The sequence below is a fragment of the Streptomyces sp. HSG2 genome (assembly GCF_016598575.1).
Classification (GTDB): Bacteria; Actinomycetota; Actinomycetes; order Streptomycetales; family Streptomycetaceae; genus Streptomyces.
Genome location: NZ_CP066801.1, coordinates 34,978 through 55,516, shown reverse-complemented (window position 1 = coordinate 55,516; position 20,539 = coordinate 34,978). Strand labels below are relative to the sequence as shown.

Genomic DNA, 20,539 nt, shown 5'->3' with positions numbered 1-20,539 from the left:
GGAGCGCCGCCCGGCAGGGTCAGGCCACCTCCGGCGCGGGCACGTACCGTGCCCCAGCCCGGTGCGCCGCCACGCCGGCGAGGGTGCGCCCGGCGTTCCCCCCGGTGTCCCTCCCGGCCGCCAGCTCGGCCTCCAGCACCCCCGCCAGCCGGCGCACGCCCTCGCGGATCCGATCCGGCTCCGGGTAGCAGTACGACAGCCGCATCTGGCGGCCGCCGGACCCGTCCGTGTGGAACCCGGTGCCCGAGGCGTACGCCACGTGGGCGGCCACCGCGCGCGTCAGCATCGCCTTGGTGTCCACGCCCTCCGGCACCGTCACCCACACGTAGAACCCGCCCTCCGGCGTCGTCCACGTACAGCCCGGCGGCAGGTACCGCTCCAGCGCGGACAGCATCGCGTCACGGCGCTCGCGGTAGTTCTCCCGGAAAGCGCCGATCTGGCCCTGCCAGTCGTGCGTCGCCAGGTAGCGCGACACGATCGCCTGGTTCAGGGTGGGCGGGCACAGCGTCGCCGACTCCGTGGCCAGGACCAGTTTCTCCCGCACCGCGGACGGCGCCAGCACCCAGCCGACCCGCAGCCCGGAGGCGAACGTCTTCGAGAACGAGCCCAGGTACACCACGTTGTCCGGGTCCAGCGAGCGCAGCGCCGGGTAGGTCTGTCCGTCGAAGCCGAGCAGGCCGTACGGGTTGTCCTCGACCACCAGCACGTCGTACGCGCGGCAGATCTCCAGGATCTCCGCCCGCCGCCCGACCGCCAGCGTCACGCCGGCCGGGTTGTGGAAGTTCGGGATGGTGTAGAGCAGTTTCACGCGCTGCCCGGCGTCCGCGGCCTGCCGCAGCGCGGCACGCAGCGCCTCCGGCACCAGGCCGTGCCCGTCCATCGCCACGTGCACGACCCGCGCCTGGTACGCGGTGAACGAGCCCAGCGCGCCGACGTAGGACGGGCCCTCGGCGACCACGACGTCACCCGGGTCGCAGAACAGCCGGGTCACCAGGTCGAGGCCCATCTGCGAGCCGACCGTCACCACCACGTCGTCCGGGTGCGCCGCGATGCCCTCCAGCGCCATCACGTCGCAGATCTGCTCCCGCAGCAGCGGTGAGCCGTGCGCCGACGCGTACTGGAGCGCCGTCAGGCCGTCCTCCGTGATGATCCGCGCGGTCTGCTCCGCGAGCGCCTGGAGCGGCAGCGCGGCCAGGTTCGGCATGCCGCCGGCCAGCGAGACCACCTCCGGTCTGCTCGCGACCGAGAACAGCGCCCGGATCTCGGAGGCCGTCATGCCCGCGGTGCGCGCGGCGTACCGGGCACGGTGCGGGTCCAGGACGGCAGGAGGGCTGTACGTCTGTGCCGGGCTGTTCTCGGTCATGGGGGCGACACCCTGGGCTCGGTGGACAAGGTCACTGCCGTACGGGGACCGCGGGGAGCACTCACGCCGCTCGGCGCCGGCGTCCGGGTCCGGGCATCCGTCCGCACCGCTGGGGGCGGGCACGTCCCGGTAGCGCCGGGACGACGCCGTGCCCTCGCGCAGGTCGATCCGCTCGATCGTCGCGGCGGGCGTGGCACGGCCGGCCCCCGCCTCCACCAGGCCGCAGTGGGCGAACACCAGCCGTCCGTCCGCCACCGCGTGGTGGACCGCCTCGGTGCCGGAACGGTCCCGCGCGAAGAGGATCTCGTCCCGCCGCCGGTCGAGGACCACCAGCGCGAAGGTCCCGCGCACGGCGTCGAGGAAGGCGAGCCCCTCGGCCTCGTACAGGTGCAGCAGGATCTCGCGGTCCGACTGCGTCCGCAGCCGCACCCCGGGCAGTGCGGCGGCCAGCTCCCGGTGGTTGCGCACCGTGCCGCTCGCCAGCAGCACGATCTTCCCGTCCGCCGAGACGAACGTGTGGGTGGCGTCCTCGGGCGCGGCTGACGCCGGCCACGCGCACCCCAGCACCGCCGGGCCGTCCCGCACCACGGCGCGTCCGCAGGGTCCCCGGCGGTTCAGCGCGTCGAGCATCGAGTTCACCGCCGTCGTCTCACGGCCCGTGGCCCGGGATGCGGCCGATCCGAGCACCGCCAGTCCTGCCAGCCCGCCCATGTTTCCCTCCACCCTTCGCCCCGGTCGCTCCCCGCGGGCCCGGCGAACGCGGCCCGCGTCGCTTCTTCAGCCCGGTGAGCGCCACCTTGTCCAGCCTCGCCGGACAGCATGGGCAGGCCCGCTCGGGATCCGCTCAAGTCCGCCTCGTAACCGGTCCGGAAACGAAAGCCCGGCCGAAGCCCGGCCGAATAGGCGGCTGCGGGGCGACCGAACGAACCGCGGCCCCACGGCCCGTGGGCGCCGCCGCACTGCGCGAGCGGTCCTCCACCCGCCCTCGACGGGCGAGAACCACCCTGGTGCCGCCGCAGACCCGCCAAGGAAGGACGCACAGTGTCGGAGGAAGAAGCCACCACGGCTCCGCTGCTCCGCGCACGCCGGCCCGGCGGTCTCCGCGCTCCACGGCCGGACGTCCACCGCGGGGCCGTTCCCCCGACGGCGCACCCGCCCCCCAGCTCTTCGCGGCGCGGCCCGCCGGTCACTCACCCCGCCGGCCCGGCGAGCGACGCCGGACACCGGGGCACGGGCGGCACGTTGGACCACGACTGCTCACGCCTAGGAGAGACATGGCAACCCGGCTGTTCACCTCGGAGTCCGTCACCGAGGGCCACCCCGACAAGATCGCCGACCAGATCAGCGACGCCGTCCTGGACGCCCTCCTGAGCCAGGACCCGGCCTCCCGGGTGGCGGTGGAGACCCTGATCACCACGGGTCAGGTCCACGTCGCCGGCGAGGTGACCACCTCCGCCTACGCCGACATCCCCGGCATCGTCCGCGACACCGTCCTCGGCATCGGCTACGACTCGTCGGCCAAGGGCTTCGACGGCGCCTCCTGCGGAGTGTCCGTGTCCATCGGCGCCCAGTCACCGGACATCGCCCAGGGCGTGGACACCGCCTACGAGAAGCGGCTCGGCGGCACCGACGACGACCTCGCCGCACAGGGCGCCGGCGACCAGGGGCTGATGTTCGGGTACGCCACCCGCGAGACGCCCACCCTCATGCCCCTGCCCATCGAACTCGCGCACCGGCTGTCGCGCCGGCTGGCCGAGGTCCGCAAGGACGGCCAGATGCCCTACCTCCGCCCCGACGGCAAGACACAGGTCACCATCGAGTACCGGGACGACCTCCCCGTACGCCTCGACACGGTCGTCGTCTCCTCCCAGCACGCGGCCGGCATCGACCTCGACCACATGCTGACCCCGGACGTCCGCCGCCAGGTCGTGGAACACGTACTGGCAGGGCTGGCCGAGGACGGCATCAAGCTGGAGACCGAGGGCCACCGCCTGCTGGTCAACCCCACCGGCAAGTTCGAGATCGGCGGCCCGATGGGCGACGCCGGCCTCACCGGCCGCAAGATCATTATCGACACGTACGGCGGCATGGCCCGCCACGGCGGCGGCGCCTTCTCCGGCAAGGACCCCTCCAAGGTGGACCACTCGGCCGCCTACGCCATGCGCTGGGTCGCCAAGAACGTCGTCGCCGCGGACCTCGCCGAACGCTGCGAGGTCCAGGTCGCGTACGCCATCGGCAAGGCCGAACCGGTCGGCCTGTTCGTCGAGACCTTCGGCACCGAGCACGTACCGCGCGCCGCGATCGAGCGGGCCATCCACGAGGTGTTCGACCTGCGCCCGGCCGCCGTCATCCGCGACCTCGACCTGCTGCGCCCCATCTACGCCCGCACCGCGGCGTACGGGCACTTCGGACGTGAGCTGCCCGACTTCACCTGGGAGCGCACCGACCGCGCCGACCGCCTCCGCGCCGCCGCGGGCCGCTGAACCGGCCGCGCCGACAGGGACGGGAGTTGCCATGCGCATCGCCGTGACCGGTTCCATCGCCACCGACCACCTCATGACGTTCCCCGGCCGGATCGTGGACCAGCTGATCCCCGACCGGCTCGACCGGGTGTCGCTGTCGTTCCTCGCCGACGACCTGGAGATACGCCGCGGCGGGGTCGCCGCCAACATCTCCTACGGCCTCGGCGGGCTGGGACTGGACCGTGCTCGTCGGCGCGGTCGGCAGCGACTTCGGCGAGTACGAGGTCTGGCTGAAGGAACACGGCGTGGACACCGGCGCCGTACACGTGTCCGCCCGGCGACAGACGGCCCGGTTCGTGTGCCTCACGGACCAGGACGCCAACCAGATCGCCGCGTTCTACGCCGGCGCCATGACCGAGGCCCGCGACATCGACCTCGGGCGCCTCGACCCGCTGCCCGACCTCGTGGTCGTGGCACCCGACGACCCCGAGGCCATGCTGCGCCACACCGCGCGCTGCCAGGCACTCGGCATCCCCTTCGCCGCCGACCCCTCCCAGCAACTCGCCCGCCTCGAGGGCGACCAGGCCCGCACCCTGCTCACCGGGGCCCGCCTGCTGTTCACCAACGAGTACGAGGCGACCCTGCTGCTGGAACGCACCGGCTGGAGCCGCGACGACGTCCTTGGCCAGGTCGGCGCCTGGATCACCACGCTCGGCGCCGACGGCGTCCGGATCGAGGCCGCCGACCGCCCGGCGCTCACCGTGCCCGCCGTCGCCGGCGTCCGCACCGCCGACCCGACCGGAGCCGGCGACGCCTTCCGCGCGGGCTTCCTCGCGGCCCTCGCCTGGGGCCTGGACAACCCGCACGCGGCCCGGCTCGGCTGCGCGCTGGCCTCGCTGGCCCTCGCCGGGGTGGGCTCCCAGACGTACACGCCCGCCCCCGCCCGGCTCACCGCCGTCCTCGCCGAGACCTACGGCACGGCGACGGCCGAAGCCGTCGCGGCACACCTGGGAGGCGCGCCATGCCGGCCGTGACGACAGACGGCGAGACCCTCCGCGAGGCGCTCGCCACCCGTGTGGTGGTGGCCGACGGAGCGATGGGCACCATGCTCCAGTCCCACGACCCGAGCATGGAAGACTTCCAGCAACTGGAGGGCTGCAACGAGGTTCTCAACGCCACCCGCCCCGACATCGTGCGCTCCGTCCACGACGCCTACCTCGCGACCGGCGTGGACTGCGTGGAGACCAACACCTTCGGCGCGAACCACACGGCACTGGCCGAGTACGACATCGCCGCCCGCGCGCACGAACTGTCGGAGGCGGGCGCCCGCATCGCCCGCGAGGCAGCCGACGCGGCCACCCGACGCACCGGACAGCGACGCTGGGTCCTCGGCTCCATGGGCCCCGGCACCAAACTCCCCACCCTCGGCCACATCGGCTACGCCACCGTCCGCGACGGCTTCCAGGCCAACGCCGAGGGCCTGCTCACCGGCGGCGCGGACGCGCTGCTGGTGGAGACCACGCAGGACCTGCTCCAGACCAAGGCCGCCGTCCTGGGCGCCCGCCGCGCCATGGACACCCTCGGCACCGACGTCCCGCTCCTGGTCTCCATGGCCTTCGAGACGACCGGCACCATGCTGCTGGGCTCCGAGATCGGCGCCGCCCTCACCGCGCTGGAGCCGCTCGGCATCGACATGATCGGCCTGAACTGCTCCACCGGCCCGGCCGAGATGACCGAGCACCTGCGCTACCTCGCCCGCCACTCCCGCATCCCCCTGCTGTGCATGCCCAACGCGGGGCTCCCCGTCCTCACCAAGGACGGCGCACACTTCCCGCTCGGCCCGGAAGGGCTGGCCGACGCGCAGGAGACGTTCGTCCGCGAGTACGGCATCGCCTTGGTCGGCGGCTGCTGCGGCACCACGCCCGAGCACCTGCGCCGGCTCGTCGAGCGCGTGCGCGGCCTGACCCCCGCCGAACGCGCCCCCAGCCCGAGCCCGGTGCGGCGTCGTTGTACCAGACGGTCCCCTTCCGGCAGGACACGTCGTACCTGGCGATCGGTGAGCGGACCAACGCCAACGGTTCGAAGAAGTTCCGTGAGGCGATGCTGGAGGGCCGCTGGGACGACTGCGTGGAGATGGCCCGGGACCAGATCCGCGAGGGCGCGCACATGCTCGACCTGTGTGTGGACTACGTCGGCCGCGACGGGGTGGCCGACATGGAGGAGCTGGCGGGGCGGTTCGCGACCGCGTCGACACTGCCGGTCGTGCTGGACTCCACCGAGGTCGAGGTCGTGCAGGCCGGGCTGGAGAAGCTCGGCGGGCGCGCGGTGATCAACTCGGTGAACTACGAGGACGGCGACGGCCCCGACTCCCGCTTCGCGAAGGTCACGGCGCTGGCTCGGGAGCACGGCGCGGCGCTGATCGCGCTGACCATCGACGAGGAGGGCCAGGCCCGCACCGCCGAGAAGAAGGTCGAGATCGCCGAGCGGCTCATCGACGACCTCACCGGCAACTGGGGCATCCACGAGTCGGACATCCTCGTCGACTGCCTGACGTTCACCATCTGCACCGGCCAGGAGGAGTCCCGGGGCGACGGGATCGCCACCATCGAGGGCATCCGGGAGCTGAAGAGGCGGCACCCGGACGTGCAGACCACGCTCGGCCTGTCGAACATCTCCTTCGGTCTCAACCCGGCCGCCCGGATCCTGCTGAACTCCGTGTTCCTGGACGAGTGCGTCAAGGCGGGTCTGGACTCGGCGATCGTGCACGCCTCGAAGATCCTGCCGATCGCCCGGTTCGACGAGGAGCAGGTCACCACCGCGCTGGACCTGATCTATGACCGGCGCGGTGAGGGCTACGACCCGCTGCAGAAGCTCATGGCGCTGTTCGAGGGGGCCACCGCCAAGTCTCTCAGGGCGTCCAAGGCCGAGGAGCTGGCGGCGCTGCCGCTGGACGAGCGGCTCAAGCGGCGCATCATCGACGGTGAGCGCAACGGTCTGGAGCAGGACCTGGACGAGGCCCTGCGGGAGCGTCCGGCGCTGGAGATCGTGAACGAGACCCTGCTGGACGGCATGAAGGTGGTCGGTGAGCTGTTCGGCTCCGGCCAGATGCAGCTGCCGTTCGTGCTGCAGTCCGCCGAGGTGATGAAGACCGCGGTGGCGCACCTGGAACCGCACATGGAGAAGACGGACGACGACGGCAAGGGCACCATCGTGCTCGCCACGGTCCGCGGTGACGTCCACGACATCGGCAAGAACCTCGTCGACATCATCCTGTCCAACAACGGCTACAACGTCGTCAACCTCGGTATCAAGCAGCCGGTCTCCGCGATCCTGGAGGCGGCCGACGAGCACAGGGCCGACGTCATCGGCATGTCCGGGCTCCTGGTCAAGTCCACGGTGATCATGAAGGAGAACCTGGAGGAGCTCAACCAGCGCAAGCTGGCCGCCGACTACCCCGTCATCCTCGGCGGCGCCGCCCTCACCCGCGCCTACGTCGAACAGGACCTCCACGAGATCTACGACGGCGAGGTCCGCTACGCCCGCGACGCCTTCGAAGGCCTGCGCCTCATGGACGCCCTGATCGGCATCAAGCGCGGCGTCCCCGGCGCCAAGCTGCCCGACCTCAAGCAGCGCAGGGTGCGGGCAGCCACCGTCCAGGTCGAGGAGCGGCCCGAGATGGGCCACGTCCGGTCCGAGGCCGCCACCGACAATCCCGTGCCGGAGCCGCCGTTCTGGGGCACGCGGGTCGTCAAGGGCATCCAGCTCAAGGAGTACGCGTCTTGGCTGGACGAGGGGGCGTTGTTCAAGGGCCAGTGGGGGCTGAAGCAGGCCCGTACCGGGGAGGGGCCCTCGTACGACGAACTGGTCGAGACCGAGGGCCGGCCGCGGCTGCGCGGCCTCCTCGACCGGCTCCAGACGGACAACCTGCTGGAGGCGGCCGTCGTCTACGGCTACTTCCCCTGCGTCTCCAAGGACGACGACCTCATCGTCCTCGACGACGACGGCAACGAGCGCACCCGGTTCAGCTTCCCGCGCCAGCGCCGCGGCCGTCGGCTCTGCCTGGCCGACTTCTTCCGCCCCGAGGAGTCCGGCGAGACCGACGTCGTCGGCTTCCAGGTCGTCACCGTCGGCTCCCGCATCGGCGAGGAGACCGCCCGTCTCTTCGAGGCCAACGCCTACCGCGACTACCTCGAACTGCACGGCCTGTCCGTACAGCTCGCCGAGGCCCTCGCCGAGTACTGGCACGCGCGCGTCCGCACCGAACTCGGCATCGCGGCGGACGATCCGAGCGCGCTGGACGGCATGCTGCGCACCGAGTACCAGGGCTGCCGCTACTCACTGGGCTACCCGGCCTGCCCCGACCTGGCGGACCGGGCGAAGATCGCCGACCTGCTCCGACCGGAGCGCATCGGCGTCCACCTGTCCGAGGAGTTCCAGCTCCATCCCGAGCAGTCCACCGACGCCCTCGTCGTCCACCACCCCGAGGCGAACTACTTCAACGCGGGAGGCCGCGCGTGACGACCTTCTCCTTCGAGTTCTTCCCGCCGAAGACCGCCACCGGCGAGCGGACCCTGTGGCAGGCGATCCGCCGAGTGGAGCCCCTGCGCCCGGACTTCGTCTCCGTCACCTACGGCGCCGGCGGCTCCTCCCGGGCCCGGACCATCGAGGTCACCCGGCGCATCGTGGCGGAGACGACCCTGCGCCCCGTCGCACACCTCACCGCCGTGGGCCACTCGGTCGCCGAGCTGCGCCAGATCATCGGCGCCTACGCGGACGCCGGCATCAAGGACGTCCTCGTCCTGCGCGGCGATCCCCCCGGCGACCCCCGAGGGCCGTGGGTGCCGCACCCGGACGGCTTCACCCACGCCTGCCAGCTGGTCGAACTCGTTCGCTCCCTGGGCGACTTCACCATCGGCGTCGCCGCCTTCCCCGAGCGGCACCCGCGCTCGCCCGACTGGGACACCGACATCCGGCACTTCGTGGCCAAGTGCCGCGCCGGCGCCGACTACGCCATCACGCAGATGTTCTTCCACGTCGAGGACTGCCTGCGGCTGCGCGACCGGGTGGCCGCGGCCGGCTGCGACATCCCGATCGTCCCCGAGATCATGCCCGCCACCGACGTACGCCAGATCCGCCGCTTCGCCGAACTGAGCGACGCCGCCTTCCCCGAGGACCTGGCCCACCGTCTGGAAGCCGCCCGCGACGACCGCGCCGCGGGCCACCGCATCGGCGTCGAGTACGCCACCGACATGGCCGAACGCCTCCTCGCACAGGGCGCGCCCGGTCTGCACTACATCACCCTGAACAGGTCCACCGCGGCCCTGGACATCCACCGTAACGTCATCAGTTCAAGGAGCATTCGTGTCACCTGAGTTCGCGGATTTCAAGGTCGCCGACCTGTCGCTGGCCGCGTTCGGCCGCAAGGAGATCACCCTCGCCGAGCACGAGATGCCCGGACTGATGGCGATCCGCGAGGAGTACGCCGAGGCCCGGCCGCTGGCCGGCGCCCGCATCACCGGGTCCCTGCACATGACGGTGCAGACCGCCGTCCTCATCGAGACCCTGGTCGCCCTGGGCGCGGAGGTGCGCTGGGCGTCCTGCAACATCTTCTCCACCCAGGACCACCCGGCCGCCGCCATAGCCGCCGCCGGCATCCCGGTCTTCGCCTGGAAGGGCGAGACCCTCCAGGAGTACTGGTGGTGCACGGAACAGGCCCTGACCTGGCCCGACAGCCCCACCGGCGGCCCGAACATGATCCTGGACGACGGCGGTGACGCCACCACCCTCGTCCACCAGGGCGTCGAGTACCTCAAGACCGGCGAGCTGCCAGGGGCCGACAACGAGGAACTGGCGGCCGTGGCCGCCCTGCTGAAGGAGAGCACCCTCGACTGGACCGGCATCGCCGCGCAGATCCGCGGGGTGACGGAGGAGACCACGACCGGTGTCCACCGCCTGTACGAGATGCACCGCGAGGGGTCGCTCCTGTTCCCGGTGATCAACGTGAACGACGCGGTGACGAAGTCGAAGTTCGACAACAAGTACGGCTGCCGCCACTCCCTGATCGACGGCATCAACCGCGCCACGGACGTGCTGATCGGCGGCAAGACCGCGGTCGTCTGCGGTTACGGCGACGTGGGCAAGGGTTGCGCGGAGTCGCTGCGGGGCCAGGGCGCCCGCGTGGTCGTCACCGAGATCGACCCGATCTGCGCGCTGCAGGCGGCGATGGACGGCTACCAGGTCACCACGCTGGACAAGGTCGTCGACCAGGCCGACATCTTCATCACGACCACCGGCAACAAGGACGTCGTCATGGCCGCGGACATGGCCAGGATGAAGCACCAGGCGATCATCGGCAACATCGGCCATTTCGACAACGACATCGACATGGCCGGCCTCGCCAAGGTCCCAGGCATCGTCAAGGACGAGGTCAAGCCGCAGGTCCACACGTGGACCTACCCCGACGGCAAGGTCCTCATCGTGCTGTCCGAGGGCCGCCTGCTGAACCTGGGCAACGCCACCGGCCACCCGTCGTTCGTGATGTCCAACTCGTTCGCGGACCAGACCCTGGCCCAGATCGAGCTGTTCACCAAGCCCGACGCGTACGAGACGGGCGTCCACGTGCTGCCCAAGCACCTGGACGAGAAGGTGGCCCGCCTCCACCTCGACGCCCTCGGCGTCAAGCTCACCACGCTCCGCCCGGAGCAGGCCGAGTACATCGGCGTCGAGCCCGAGGGCCCGTACAAGCCGGACCACTACCGCTACTGACGACACCGGGCGAAGGCCCGTCGCTGCTGTCCGGAGACAGCGGCGGCGGGCCTTCGCGGATCGTGGAGCGGGGCGCGTCGTGTGCGGTTGCCGACCGGGGGCGCGGGCGGTGGCCCGCGCTGTCGCGGGGCGGATTACTTCCCGTCGCGGTTGAAGGTCGAGGTGGACCAGAAGTAGCCGAGGACGGACAGGGCCAGGCACCAGACGACGGCGAGCCAGCCGTTGTGGCCGATCTCGGTGCCCAGGAGCAGGCCGCGCAGGGTCTCGATGGCCGGCGTGAAGGGCTGGTACTCGGCGACCGGCTGGAACCAGCCCGGCATCGAGTCGACCGGCACGAAGGCGCTGGACAGCAGCGGCAGCAGGATCAGCGGCATGGCATTGTTGCTGGCGGCCTCGGCGTTGGGGCTGACCAGACCCATGCCCACCGCGATCCAGGTGAGCGCCAGCGTGAAGAGGGCGAGCAGCCCGAAGGCGGCCAGCCACTCCAGGGCGGTGGCGTCGGTGGACCGGAAGCCGATGGCCACGCCGACGGCGCCGACGAGGACCACGCTCAGGATCGACTGCAGGACGCTGCCGGCGACGTGCCCGACGAGGATCGAGGGCCGGTGGATGGCCATGGTGCGGAAGCGGGCGATGATGCCCTCGGTCATGTCGTTGGAGACGGAGACCGCGGTGCCGATGACGGTGGAGCCGATGGTCATCAGCAGCAGACCGGGGACGATGTAGGCGATGTAGGCGGAGCGGCCGCCGCCGCCGATGCCCGCGCTCATGGTGTCGCCGAAGATGTAGACGAACAGCAGGAGCAGCATGATCGGCGTGAGCAGCAGGTTCAGGGTGAGCGACGGGTAGCGGCGCGCATGGAGCAGGTTGCGGCGCAGCATCGTGTTCGAGTCGCGCACGGCGAGGGACACGGAGCTCATCGGACAGCCTCCTTCGGCTGGGTGGGGACGCCGGCGCCGCTGGTCAGGGCGAAGAACACGTCGTCGAGGTCGGGGGTGTGGACGGTCAGTTCGTCGGCCTCGATGCCGGCGGAGTCCAGCCAGTCGAGGATGGAGCGCAGCTCGCGCTGGCTGCCGTCGCTCGGGATCTGCAGGGCGAGCGCGTCGTCGTCGGGGGTCGCCTGGTTCAGCGCGAGGGCGGCGGCCTGGTAGGCGACGGGGTCGGTGAAGCGGAGCCGGACGTGGCCGCCGGGCACGAGGCGCTTGAGTTCGGCGGCGGTGCCCTCGGCGGCGATCTTTCCGTCGTTCAGGACGGCGATGCGGTCGGCGAGTTCGTCGGCCTCCTCCAGGTACTGCGTGGTGAGGAAGACGGTGACGCCGTCGGAGACCAGCTCGCGGATGATGCCCCACATGTTGTGCCGGGAACGCGGGTCCAGACCGGTGGTGGGCTCGTCCAGGAAGATGATCCGCGGGCTGCCGACCAGCGTCATCGCGATGTCCAGGCGGCGCTTCATACCGCCCGAGTAGGTCGACGCGGGCTTCTTCGCAGCCTCCACCAGGTCGAAGCGCTCCAGCAGTTCGGCCGTCACCCGCCGTCCCTCCTGCTTCGACAGGTGGTGCAGGTCGGCCATGAGGAGCATGTTCTCCTCACCAGTGATCAGACCGTCCACGGCGGAGAACTGTCCGGTGACACCGATCGCGGCACGCACCGCCTGCGGGGCGGCGGCGACGTCGTGGCCCGCGACCTGGGCCTGTCCGCCGCCGGCGGAGATGAGGGTGGAGAGGATCTGCACGGTGGTGGTCTTGCCGGCCCCGTTCGGACCGAGCAGGGAGAAGATCGTTCCCTCGGGGACGATCAGGTCGACGCCGTCGAGCACGGTCTTGTCGCCGTACGACTTGCGCACCCCGTTCGCTGCGATGGCCGGCTGGGTCATGAGGAGAGCTCCTTCTACAGGCTGCGGGCGGTGATGTCGCCGTAGGCGGTGGTGGCGTGGATGGTGAGGGCGGCGTCGGGTCCGTCGGTGTTGTTGAGGCTGTTGTCGATGCGGCCGTGCGTGGTGCCGGCGTCGAGGGTGGCGGAGGTGCCGCGGGCGGCGCCGACGGTGATGTCGCCGTGCTCGGTGCGCAGGGTGACGCTGCCGCGTAGGGCTTCGGTGACGCGCAGGTCGCCCTTCTGGGTGCTGATCTCGGCGGGGCCGTTGAGGCGGTGGACGGTGACGTCGCCGGCGGCGAGGATGAGCCGGGCGCCCTCGGCTTCGGCGAGGTCGACGGAGGCCCGGGCGCTGTCGAGCGCGACGTGGCCGAGCCGACCGGTGCCGTGCAGCTGTATGTCGGCGGCCTTGGCCTCGACGCGGGAGCCGGCGGGCAGGTGGACGGTCACCTCTACGGTTCCGGAGGAGCCGAGGACCTGGTTCTTCGCGGTGGGGGCGTCGATGCGCAGGGTGCCGTCGGTGCAGGTGACCGTGGTCTGTTCGGCGGCCGTCACGTCGCGGCTCCTGGAGGCGTCGGCGGGCAGGACCTCCACAGTGGTGTCGGTCTGTTCGGCGGCGATGAACCGGACGCGTCCCGCGGGGATGTCGAGGACGGCCGCGACGGGGGCGGGGGTGTCGAACTTCTGCATCGTGCACTCCTTCTTCTGCATCGTGCGCTCTTGCGACCCGATGTTTCTGATGATGGAAACGCTACGTTGCATTCATGGATCTGGCAACACAGTTGTTGCGCGAAGTCGCCATAACTGCAGGTAGATTCGGGTAAATCATTGCAATGGAACTGGACTTAATGCAACAGTGCCCCCTTGGGTCCGTTGCAATGAATTGGGGGTGAACGCTATATCGGGGCCACCGGGAGCACGGAGGGGACCGCGATGCGGGCAGAAGGGCCCACCCAGGGGGAGCCGGACCGGGCGGGTGAGGGTGTGGCGCCGGCCCAGGACATCGGCGTGCTCGGCGTACGGCAGGGACCGGACGGCGTACGGCAGGGCACGGCACGGGGCGTGGACGCCGGGCGGCCGGGCGGTGGAGGGATCGGCGTACCGGTGGGGGACGGTGCCGCGCGGCGCGGGCTCTTCGCGCCGCGACGGCTGCGGGACGCGACCGGTGCCGGAAGTCGGGGTCGCCATGGGATCAGTGAACCGGAGGCCCGCGGCCGGGACCATCGGCCTCGGCCGGACCTCGACCAGATCTCAAGCGGCCTTGCGGGCCCCGGCGTTCGGGGCCCCTCGGTTCCCGCGGCGCCGCGGTGTCCCCCGAAACCGGAACCGGCCCCGGACCCGCCGTCTCAGTGCACGAGGTCCCTCTCGTGCTCCGGCGCGCTCCGCGGCGCGGGCGACGACGGCGGACCGGACGGCAGCCGCCGCTGCAATTGCTCGCCCTCGACGTCCACGTTGGGCAGCACCCGGCCGAGCCACTTCGGCAGCCACCAGGCGGCGTCGCCGAGCAGCGAGTGCACGGCGGGCACGATCGCCATCCGGACCACGAAGGCGTCGAACAGGACGGCCGAGGCGAGGCCGAAGCCCATCATCGCGACCAGGTCGTCGTCCTCCACGACGAAGCCCGAGAAGACGCTGATCATGATGACCGCGGCGGCGGCGACCACCCGCCCGCTGTGGTGGAAGCCGGAGACGGCGGCCTCCTTGGCCCGGACGCCGTGGACGTACGCCTCACGCATCCGCGTGACCAGGAAGACCTCGTAGTCCATGGCGAGGCCGAAGACCACACCGATCATGAAGATCGGCATCGTCGTCATGATGGGGCCGGTCTGCTCGATGCCGAAGAAGTCGGCGGCCCACCCCCACTGGAACACCGCGACCAGCGCGCCCAGGGCCGCACTCACCGAGAGCAGGAAGCCGAGCGCGGCCTTCAGCGGGACCAGGAGCGAGCGGAACACCAGGAGCAGCAGCAGGAAGGCCAGGCCCACCACCAGGGCCAGGTAGGGCAGCAGCGCGTCGGACAGGGTCTGCGAGAAGTCGATGAACAGCGCGGTCTGGCCGGTCACCAGGATCTCGGTGGCACCCGCGGACGCGCCGAGCGAAGCGGCCCGCGCGCGGATGTCCTTGACGAGCTGTTCGGTCCTGGCGTCGGTCGGGCCGGTCTCGGGGACGACGCTGAGGATGGCTGTGTCGCCCGCCTTGTTGGCGTTGGCCTCGGAGACCGAGGCGACGCCCGCGGTCTTCCTCAGCTCCTTGCCGACCTTGTCGCCGGCGGCGGCCGCGTCCGCGCCCTCGACGGTCACCGTCAGCGGGCCGTTGAAGCCGGGGCCGAAGGAGTCGGACAGCAGGTCGTACGCCTTGCGCTGGGTGGTGTCGGCCGCCATCGTGCCCTCGCCGGGCAGGCCGAGCTCCAGTTTGGTGGCGGGCAGGGCGAGCGCGCCGAGGCCGGCCACCGCGACGACGAGGACGACGACCGGGCGGCGCACCACGAACGAGGCCCAGCGGGTGGACAGGTTCGGCTTGGTCCGCGCGGCCAGCATCGCGGCCTTCTTCTCACTCTTGCGCAGCTTGCGCGCCGACAGCGGCTTCTTGGCCTGGACGAGCCGCCGGTCCGCGACCCGTAGCACCCGGCGCGGCGCGAAGCCGAGCAGGGCGGGCACGAAGGTGACCGCGATCAGTACGGCGACGGCGACCGTACCCGCCGCGGCGAGGCCCATCTTGGTGAGGATCGGGATGTCGACGACGGCGAGGCCGGCCAGCGCGATGATGACCGTGAGCCCGGCGAAGACGACGGCCGAACCGGCCGTGCCGGTCGCGACGCCCGCCGCCTCCTGGGGCGCGCGGCCCTCGGCGATCTCGGCCCGGTAGCGGGAGACGACGAACAGGGCGTAGTCGATGCCGACCGCGAGGCCGATCATCATCGCCAGCGTCCCGGTCGTGGCGGACAGCCCGAGGGCGCTGCCGAGCGCGGCGATGGCGGAGGTGCCGACGGCGACCCCGATCAGGGCCGTGAGCAGGGGCATGCCGGCGGCGATCAGCGAGCCGAAGGTGAGGAAGAGGACGACGGCGGAGATCAGCACGCCGATCTGCTCACCGGTGCCGGACATGGTCTGCTCGACCATGACCGCGTCCCCGCCCGCCTCGACGGTCAGACCGCCCTCGCGGGCCCGGTCGGTGGCCGCGGTGAGCGCGTCCCGGGCCTCGTCGGTGAGGTCGGGCGCGGCGACCTCGTAGGTCACCACGGTGTAGGCGGTACGACCGTCCTCGCTGACCGAGCCGGCCGTGAACGGGTCGGCGACGCCCGCCACCTGGGGGGCCTTGCCGAGTTCGCCGACGAGCGCGCCGATCGCTGCCTTCTCGGCGTCGATGCTTCCGCCCTCGGGCACGCGAACCACCACACGGGCGGTGGCGCCGTCGGTGCCGGAGTCCGGGAACTTCTCCTCGAGCAGGTCGAACGCCTTCTGCGACTCGGTGCCCGGCATCGAGAACCGGTCGGTGGGCGGTGCGGGCGCGGACGCGGCCGCGGCACCGACGCCGCAGACGATCAGTACCCACAGCAGGGTGACGAGGCCGCGACGCCGGAAGGCGAAGCGGCCGAGCGCGTACAGGAAGGTAGCCACGGGAAACCGCACTTCCATCGGATGAGGGGGGCGATGAGCAGGGTGATGAGAGGCGTGACGGGGAACGCGTGCGGCCGGCCGTTGCCGTACGGGCATGACGGCCGGGCGGACGGCTCCGTCACACGGACACGTTGACCCAGCCGGGATCCGCGCGGCCGGATCCTCCACGGGAGAAGGACAGATCCTCGAGCGGACGTCGAGCGCACGAACCGGTTTCGGCCGTTGACCGTACGGGACTTCGCGGACGCGCCTACGCGACCGCGAGGACGGGGGAGGCCGCCGCCCCCTGCCGCGCCGAGGGCCGTACGGCACGGGCGGGGCGGCCGGCGAAGACGTACAGGCGCAGGACGAGGAAGCGGCCCGCGCCGGCGAGGGCCGAGGCGCCGAGATAGACGAGGTGCTCGGTCGGCAGGCCGGCGGAGGGCTGCACCAGGTGCAGGACGTGGACGGCGATGCCGGTCGCGAGGAAGGCGGCGGTCGCCGAGCCCGCGGACTGCCAGTGCTCCCGCCATCCGGCGCCGCGCCCCTTGGCGAAGGTGAAGCGGGCGTGGAGCTCCGTGCACAGCAGGGTGGAGAGGATGGTGACGATGGCGTTCGAGACCACCCAGGGCATCGTCACGGCCAGCAGCGGTACGGCGAAGCTGGAGAGGACTCCGACACCGCCGCCGGAGATCACGAACCGTACGAACGAGGCGATCGGCCCGGGACCGGCCGAAGCCGCCACCGCGCACCTCTTTCCGGGCAGCGGCTTCATGGTGGTGTCCTATCTATTGATGTCCTTCCTGGTGTCGGGGGCTGCTACAGGCTGCGGGCAGTGATGTCGCCGTAGGCGGTGGTGGCGTGGATGGTGAGGGCGGCGTCGGGTCCGTCGGTGTTGTTGAGGCTGTTCTGGATGCGGCCGTAGCTGGTGCCGGCGTCGAGGGTGGCGGAGGTGCCGCGGGCGGCGCCGACGGTGATGTCGCCGTGCTCGGTGCGCAGGGTGACGCTGCCGCGTACGGCTTCGGTGACGCGGAGGTCGCCCTTCTGGGTGCTGATCTCGGCGGGGCCGTTCAGGCGGTGGACGGTGACGTCGCCGGCGGCGAGGGCGAGGCGGGCGTTCGCGGCCTCGTCGAGCTTGACCGTGCCCTGCGCGGCCTCGAGGACGACGTCGCCGAGGCGTCCGACGCCCCGCAGTTCGGCGCTGGCGGCCTTCGCCTCGACGTGGGATCCGACGGGCAGCTGGACGGTCACCTCGATGACTCCGGAAGGACCCATGAGCCGGTTCCTGGCCGCCGGGGCCTCGACGCGCAGGACACCGTCGGCGTAGGCGACCGTGGTCTGCTCCGCCGCCTTCACGTCGCGGCTCCTGGAGGCGCTGGCGGGCAGGATCTCGACGGTGGTGTCGGTCCGGTCGGCGGCGATGAACCGGAGGTGCCCGGCGGGGATGTCGATGACGGCCGCGACGGGGGCGGGGGTGTCGAACCTCTGCGTCGCGCTCTTGTCCAGCTGCATCGTGCACTCCTTCGGTTCGTTGTTTCTGATGATGGAAACGCTACGTTGCGTTCATAGATCTAGCAACATGCTCGTCGCACAGGTTCGACATTTGCGCAGGTAGTTGACAGGAAAACGTTGCAATGGCGTTAAAGCTAATGCAACTTCCCCGATCTCTTTCGTTGCAATAGGCTGCGATTGAACGCTATGGTGGAAGACGTGATGGTGGCAGACACCACGGAACACGTGAGGAGACCGCGATGCCGGGAGGCAGGCTCACCCAGCAGGAACGCCAGCAGATCGCGCTGGGACTGGCCGACGGCCTCGCCTACGCCGAGATCGCCAGGCGCCTGGACCGCCCCACCTCGACGATCACGCGCGAGGTGATGCGCAACGGCGGCCCCACCTCCTACCGCGCCGACCTGGCCCACCGCGCCACCGAACACCGCGCACACCGCCGCCGGCAGACCGCGCCCCGCGATCCCAGGACGCCGGCGCAGCCCCACGGGCGCGACGCCGAGGCGGTGCGCGAGTACGAGGAGGTGTTCACCACCGTCGTCATGGCCTCCGGCATGCCCAAGATGATGGCCCGGGTGCTGGCCTGCCTCTGCCTCACCGACTCGGGCAGCCTCACCGCCTCCGACCTCGCCCAGCGCCTCCAGGTCAGCCCGGCGTCCGTGTCCAAGGCGATCGCGTTCCTGGAGAGCCAGGGCTTCGTCCGCCGCGAACGCGACGACCGCCGCCGCGAGCGCTACGTCGTCGACGACGACGTCTGGTACCAGTCGATGATGGCCAGCGCCCGGTCCATCGCCCAGGTCGTCGAGACCGCCCGGCAGGGCGTCGGCGTCCTCGGCTCCCACACCCCGGCCGGTGCCCGCCTGGAGAACATCGCCCGCTTCCTGGACTTCGTCTCCGAGAGCACCGCCCGCGCCGCGGAACAGGCCCGCGACGTCCTCTACACCAAGCCCGAGCACCTCACGTCCGGGACGACCTCGGACGGCGCCGCCTGAGCCACGTCCCACCTGCCCCCACCCCTCACCACCCCTGCGCGTCCGGCGCGCACGATCGCCGTGCAGGCGTCCCTGGGCCCACCGGAGCCTCACCACAGACCCGCTGAAGCCTCGCTGGAAGCTCGTCGCAGAACCCCGGAAGCCCGCCCCCGCCTCGCCACGGAGCGGCCGGGACGGCTCAACCGGCCCACTGCGCCGCACGCGTGAGAAGGGCCGTACCCGACGCCCGGACCTGGACGCAGTCCTGGCCGCGGGGCGCCTGTGCCACACGGCCGTGGTGGTCGACGGCACCCCCATGGCCGCCCCCACCGCGTAGGGCGCCTGAACGAGGCTGTGGCCGGCCACGGACCCATGGACGTAGAGGGTGTCGGCGGTCGCGCCGTACGGTGCGCAGAGCGTCCAGCGCATGCCCGAGGCGTTCGTCGGCGAGCTCGTAGCGGGTGCGCCGGCCCACCGGAACCGCGATGACCAGGACGCAGTCGCGCAGGCACGCCAGGTGGTTCGACAGCCGGGTCCAGCAGCCGCACGTCGCGTGCATCCTGACCGGCGCCAAGGGCATCGAGGACCGCTCGCGTCCCCGCACGATCCGCGGCCGCGAGCTGACCACCGGAGTCGTGCTCGGCATCGCGCGCCTGGTCGACTGCCACCAGGACCCCGAGGGCTCTGCTGGCAGGTTCGGCTGTCTGAAGTTGCGCAATGAGTGCCAGCCAATGGCTCGGTGCGCCCGCTTTGTTCACGCCCTCGGGACTGGCACCGTCGACAAGCCTGAGAGCCGTGTTCGGTGGTTCGACGAGACCACTCTCCGCTCTCTGTGACGATCGATGTGTTGTGGGACGTGCAAGGGCTGCGGTCCTAGGATGCGAGATCGCATCTACCACCCGTGGGGGACAAGTTGAGAGAGCTGGTCTGTGTCGCACCAGAGGTCCGGGACCGGTTCGTCGTTCGATTCGGAGCCGAGGTGCTGGCCTGGTGTGATGAGTTGCCGGCTCTCGTGGACGAACTCGCTGTCCGCTGGGATCTGGCACTGGTCGCGGCGGGTGGAGGGGGCACCTCGCGGGTGTTCCGCTGCTTCAAGCGGGACACCGGCACCTGGGCGTGGTTGAAAGTCACGCCGGATCCCGCGATTGCCCGGGAAGAAGCTGAAGCTCTACGGGTCTGGGCAAGGACGCCGTCGGTTGTCACGCTGCTGACACACGATCTGGCAGCCGGGGCCCTGCTTCTGGAGGATGTGGAGCCGGGAGTGCAGGTGAGCCGACGTGCATGGAAGGTGGCGGAGGTCGCGGCGCTGCTGCGGGACCTGCGGGACCCTGCTCCCGCGCCGGGTGAGCACTCGGTATTGCGGCCTCTCTCACACCGCGTCGACGTCATGTTCGACCTGACCGACCGCAGGCTGGCGGCGGGCGACGTGAACGATCCGGCTGCCTCGAAGGTGCTCTGGCGGGCGCGAGCGGCAGCTCGGGAACTCGCAGGCACTGGCCCTGTGGGACTCGTGCACGGCGATCTTCATCCTGCCAACGTGCTGTCTGGTCTGGGCGCCCGCTTGATCGCGATTGATCCGAGGCCGACGTGGGGCGACCCGGACTTCGACGCTGTGGACTGGGCGCTTGAAGGAGTTGTTGCTCCAGCGGCGCTGGAGCAAAGGATCGAGGAGCTGGCGGCGCTGGTTCCTGGCATGTCTCCTCATCGTGTGCTGGGTTGGTGCCGAGCCCTGGCCGCCCTCGTGGCGGTCCCCAGAATGTGTGCGGGGCGGGCGGACGCAGAGACTCGGTTCCTCATGGCTCTGGCTGACACCTGTGATGTTTCCCCGTGATCTTGGACACTCGATGGTTATGCCGCGAGGGTGTGTCGGTGCCGTTGCCGGGTCTCGGCCGGGGTCAGGTAGCCGAAGACCTTGTGTCTGCGCAGTCGGCGGCGGTTGTAGAACGTCTCGATGAAATCGAAGACGTCGGCACGGGCGGTGGCCCGGTCGGGCCAGACGCGGGT

The 20,539-nt window shown here is 71.2% G+C and carries 13 protein-coding genes and 4 pseudogenes; 8 read left to right on the top strand and 9 right to left on the bottom strand.

Annotated features, from left to right (window positions below):
* Window positions 1-19: 19 nt before the first annotated feature.
* Window positions 20-2,074, bottom strand: coding sequence for an aminotransferase class I/II-fold pyridoxal phosphate-dependent enzyme (locus JEK78_RS00290; protein WP_200262080.1), 2,055 nt, complete (start codon window positions 2,072-2,074; stop codon window positions 20-22).
* 563 nt (window positions 2,075-2,637) lie between these two features.
* Here JEK78_RS00290 and metK point away from each other — a divergent pair.
* The 5 genes and pseudogenes from metK (at window position 2,638) to ahcY (ending at window position 10,590) form a co-directional block, all read left to right on the top strand.
* Window positions 2,638-3,846 carry a methionine adenosyltransferase gene (metK, locus tag JEK78_RS00285; protein WP_200262079.1) on the top strand — a complete coding sequence of 403 codons (1,209 nt, stop codon included), beginning with the start codon at window positions 2,638-2,640 and terminating at the stop codon, window positions 3,844-3,846.
* Window positions 3,847-3,877: 31 nt separating this feature from the next.
* A pseudogene (locus JEK78_RS00280) lies at window positions 3,878-4,859 on the top strand (carbohydrate kinase family protein).
* Window positions 4,847-8,343, top strand: a pseudogene (gene metH / locus JEK78_RS00275) (methionine synthase). Before JEK78_RS00280 ends, metH begins: the two co-directional pseudogenes overlap by 13 nt.
* The gene (gene metF, locus JEK78_RS00270) at window positions 8,340-9,197 is read left to right on the top strand and encodes a methylenetetrahydrofolate reductase [NAD(P)H] (protein WP_200262078.1); all 858 of its coding nucleotides are present in this window, start codon (window positions 8,340-8,342) and stop codon (window positions 9,195-9,197) included. Before metH ends, metF begins: the two are co-directional and overlap by 4 nt.
* Window positions 9,187-10,590, top strand: a complete 1,404-nt coding sequence (gene ahcY, locus JEK78_RS00265; RefSeq protein WP_200262077.1) for an adenosylhomocysteinase — start codon at window positions 9,187-9,189, stop codon at window positions 10,588-10,590. Before metF ends, ahcY begins: the two co-directional genes overlap by 11 nt.
* A gap of 134 nt (window positions 10,591-10,724) precedes the next feature.
* On the opposite strand, the gene JEK78_RS00260 is transcribed toward ahcY, so the two are convergent.
* The 6 genes from JEK78_RS00260 to JEK78_RS00235 form a co-directional block, all read right to left on the bottom strand.
* Entirely contained in the window at window positions 10,725-11,510 is a 786-nt protein-coding gene (locus JEK78_RS00260; RefSeq protein WP_200262076.1) for an ABC transporter permease, read from the bottom strand.
* Window positions 11,507-12,463 carry an ATP-binding cassette domain-containing protein gene (locus JEK78_RS00255; RefSeq protein ID WP_200262075.1) on the bottom strand — a complete coding sequence of 319 codons (957 nt, stop codon included), beginning with the start codon at window positions 12,461-12,463 and terminating at the stop codon, window positions 11,507-11,509. The genes JEK78_RS00260 and JEK78_RS00255 overlap by 4 nt, the downstream gene beginning before the upstream one ends.
* A gap of 14 nt (window positions 12,464-12,477) precedes the next feature.
* A complete protein-coding gene (locus JEK78_RS00250; protein ID WP_200262074.1) occupies window positions 12,478-13,149 on the bottom strand; it encodes a DUF4097 family beta strand repeat-containing protein in 672 nt (223 codons plus the stop codon).
* A 656-nt stretch (window positions 13,150-13,805) separates the two neighbouring features.
* Window positions 13,806-16,076: an MMPL family transporter gene (locus JEK78_RS00245; RefSeq protein ID WP_200262073.1), complete on the bottom strand. Its 2,271-nt coding sequence runs from the start codon at window positions 16,074-16,076 to the stop codon at window positions 13,806-13,808.
* A gap of 250 nt (window positions 16,077-16,326) precedes the next feature.
* Entirely contained in the window at window positions 16,327-16,830 is a 504-nt protein-coding gene (locus tag JEK78_RS00240) for a GtrA family protein (protein WP_200262072.1), read from the bottom strand.
* Between the two features lie 44 nt (window positions 16,831-16,874).
* Window positions 16,875-17,567 (bottom strand): DUF4097 family beta strand repeat-containing protein, encoded by a 693-nt coding sequence (locus tag JEK78_RS00235; RefSeq protein WP_200262071.1) that lies wholly within the window; start codon window positions 17,565-17,567, stop codon window positions 16,875-16,877.
* Between the two features lie 239 nt (window positions 17,568-17,806).
* Here JEK78_RS00235 and JEK78_RS00230 point away from each other — a divergent pair, with 239 nt between their 5' ends.
* Window positions 17,807-18,556 (top strand): helix-turn-helix domain-containing protein, encoded by a 750-nt coding sequence (locus JEK78_RS00230; RefSeq protein ID WP_200262070.1) that lies wholly within the window; start codon window positions 17,807-17,809, stop codon window positions 18,554-18,556.
* A 388-nt stretch (window positions 18,557-18,944) separates the two neighbouring features.
* Here JEK78_RS00230 and JEK78_RS00225 read toward each other — a convergent pair.
* Window positions 18,945-19,070 (bottom strand): annotated as a pseudogene (locus JEK78_RS00225) (transcriptional regulator); the annotation flags it as partial.
* Here JEK78_RS00225 and JEK78_RS23100 point away from each other — a divergent pair.
* Together JEK78_RS23100 and JEK78_RS00215 are read left to right on the top strand one after the other, a co-directional pair.
* Window positions 19,021-19,371: a hypothetical protein gene (locus tag JEK78_RS23100; protein WP_242483203.1), complete on the top strand. Its 351-nt coding sequence runs from the start codon at window positions 19,021-19,023 to the stop codon at window positions 19,369-19,371. The pseudogene JEK78_RS00225 and the gene JEK78_RS23100 overlap by 50 nt on opposite strands.
* A 65-nt stretch (window positions 19,372-19,436) precedes the next feature.
* Entirely contained in the window at window positions 19,437-20,366 is a 930-nt protein-coding gene (locus tag JEK78_RS00215; protein ID WP_242483202.1) for an aminoglycoside phosphotransferase family protein, read from the top strand.
* 17 nt (window positions 20,367-20,383) lie between these two features.
* Here the strand turns inward: JEK78_RS00215 and JEK78_RS23095 are convergent.
* Window positions 20,384-20,512: pseudogene (locus JEK78_RS23095) on the bottom strand (IS3 family transposase); the annotation flags it as partial.
* Window positions 20,513-20,539 lie beyond the last annotated feature (27 nt).

Excerpts from the sequence above, each read along its gene's own strand:
- JEK78_RS00240 (WP_200262072.1), bottom strand. The coding sequence starts at position 16,830 with ATGAAGCCGCTGCCCGGAAAGAGGTGCGCGGTGGCGGCTTCGGCCGGT.
- JEK78_RS23100 (WP_242483203.1), top strand. The coding sequence starts at position 19,021 with ATGACCAGGACGCAGTCGCGCAGGCACGCCAGGTGGTTCGACAGCCGG.
- JEK78_RS00230 (WP_200262070.1), top strand. The coding sequence starts at position 17,807 with ATGCCGGGAGGCAGGCTCACCCAGCAGGAACGCCAGCAGATCGCGCTG.
- JEK78_RS00260 (WP_200262076.1), bottom strand. The coding sequence starts at position 11,510 with ATGAGCTCCGTGTCCCTCGCCGTGCGCGACTCGAACACGATGCTGCGC.
- JEK78_RS00250 (WP_200262074.1), bottom strand. The coding sequence starts at position 13,149 with ATGCAGAAGTTCGACACCCCCGCCCCCGTCGCGGCCGTCCTCGACATC.
- JEK78_RS00290 (WP_200262080.1), bottom strand. The coding sequence starts at position 2,074 with ATGGGCGGGCTGGCAGGACTGGCGGTGCTCGGATCGGCCGCATCCCGG.
- metK (WP_200262079.1), top strand. The coding sequence starts at position 2,638 with ATGGCAACCCGGCTGTTCACCTCGGAGTCCGTCACCGAGGGCCACCCC.
- JEK78_RS00255 (WP_200262075.1), bottom strand. The coding sequence starts at position 12,463 with ATGACCCAGCCGGCCATCGCAGCGAACGGGGTGCGCAAGTCGTACGGC.
- JEK78_RS00235 (WP_200262071.1), bottom strand. The coding sequence starts at position 17,567 with ATGCAGCTGGACAAGAGCGCGACGCAGAGGTTCGACACCCCCGCCCCC.